This is a genomic window from Acidisphaera rubrifaciens HS-AP3 (assembly GCF_000964365.1).
GTDB lineage: Bacteria > Pseudomonadota > Alphaproteobacteria > Acetobacterales > Acetobacteraceae > Acidisphaera > Acidisphaera rubrifaciens.
Map to the genome: position 1 here is coordinate 1 of NZ_BANB01000426.1, position 1,881 is coordinate 1,881.

Annotated in this window: 1 protein-coding gene; it reads right to left on the bottom strand. The window is 70.2% G+C overall.

Annotation, left to right across the window (positions count from 1 at the left end; all coding sequences use genetic code 11):
* Positions 1 to 1,881: beta strand repeat-containing protein (locus tag B8460_RS12420; RefSeq protein WP_048861918.1), on the bottom strand; the 1,881-nt coding region annotated here is incomplete at both ends.

A 1,881-nucleotide genomic window follows, 5' to 3' on the forward strand; every position in this document is an offset into this window, starting at 1 on the left:
GAGCAGCGTGGTGCCGGCCAGGAAACAGGCGATGACGGTGCTGGTCGCGGGCGTGCTGGTGAAGGCGGGATCGCGGACGGTCCATGTCAGCGTGCGCTTCGGGTCGGTGCCGCCATCGGTCGGATCGGGAAGGCTCGACGCATACGCAACGCTGTCGAGCAACGTCTGATACGTCGCGACGGAGGCCGCACCGGTGAAGGTCAGCACGCCGCCGGCGAACGCGCCACTGATGCCGGCATGCCCGGTATAGGTGAGCGTGTCGGTGGCCTGCTCCCCCGACGAGATCGCGACGCTCGCCCCGAGGATCGTGTCACCGGGCGGCGCGGCGATCGCCAGCGACGGGTCCGCCGGCACCGCGCCGCCGCCGGGCGTGTAGGTGACGGTCGCGCCGGCGGTGACGATCGGGCTGAACTGCAGGGCGACGACGGAGGTCGCGCTGGCGCTGGCGGTGAGGCCGTCGGTCACGCTCCAGGTGAGCGTGCGGGTCGGGTCGGCGCCGCCGTTGGACGGGTTCGTGCTGCCGGTGGCGAAGGTGAGGCTGTCCAGGACCTGCGTGTAGTGGGCGGCGGTGTCGTCGCCCGACAGCGTCAGCGTCTCCGTCGCCGCGTTGTACGCCGCGCTGATGCCGGTGCCGGCGGTGACGGCGGCCAGCGTGTCGCCGTCGCCGCTGAACGTGCCGCCGCTGACATGGACGGTCGCACCGGCGAGGTTCTGGCCGTTCGGGCTGACGACGGTGGCCGTCGCGTCCGCCGCGACGGCGTTGCCGCCCTGCGTGAACGATACGGTGCCGCTGGCCGCGATGGTGGGCGCGATGTCGATCGCGAGATATTCGGGCTCGCCGCCCGTCGTGATCCCGGAGTTGACGACGGGGACGAGCGGCGAGCCGCCGGCGAGGCTGCCCTGCAGGATGTTCGTGCCGGCGGCATTCTCGACGTAGAACGTGCCGGCGGGCAGGTCGAGCTGGATGCCGGTGATCGCCTCCGTCGCCTGGCTGCTGTACGCCACGGTGTAGAGCGTCTGCGGCGTGCCGATCGTGACGTTGCCGCCCGATACGCCGTAGCTGACGCGGTTGATCGTGTTGGTGGTCGTGAAGGTGGCGCCCGAGGTGTGCGACGACTGGGCATGCGCCGTGTAGTAGATGAGATGGTCGGCGCTATCGACCGCCAGATTGGTGATCTGCGCATCGGTCGTCAGCGTGCTGCCGACCAGAAGCGTCGTGATCTTGCCGCCGCCGATCGTGGCGACGTCGAGGTTGTTGGTGCCGAGCTGCAGGCCGAGATCGCCCTGATCGACGAAGAAGACCAGCCCGTCCGGCTTGTCGAGCGCGAGGTCGGTGACGTTGCCGATCGAGGCCGAGGTGGCGACGGGCGTGGCGGGCCCTCCGTCCTCGCTGGTCTTCCAGATGCCGTTGTTGCCGAGGGTGTTCGACGAGATCGCGAGATAGAGCGCGCCGGCGGCCTGATCGACCGCCAGCCCGTTGATGAAGTCGGTGCCCGGCGTCAGCCCCAGGCTGGACATGGACAGCGTCGTCGTGCCGCCGCCGGCAAGATTGCCGATGACCAGCTTCGACACGTTGGCCGTGCTGCTGCTGTCGTAATAGGTGAAAAAATACTTGCCCGCGGCGGCGTCCACGGCGATGCCCTGCGCCAGGAAGGTGTCCGTCGTCAGCCCGGTATCCAGAGCCGTCGGACCCGTGCTGGTCGTCCCCGTTGCCGCGATTTCGAACACGCCGTCGCCGCCGGTGGTCTGGGCGTTGTCGACCGTCGCCAGCAGGGTGACGCTGTTCGACAGCAGACCGCTCCAGGCGGCGAGCGCGGCGGGCGGCAGCGGTGGGGGCGTGACCGGCGGGGCGGTGGCGACGTCGAGCGTGCCGGTGCCGCC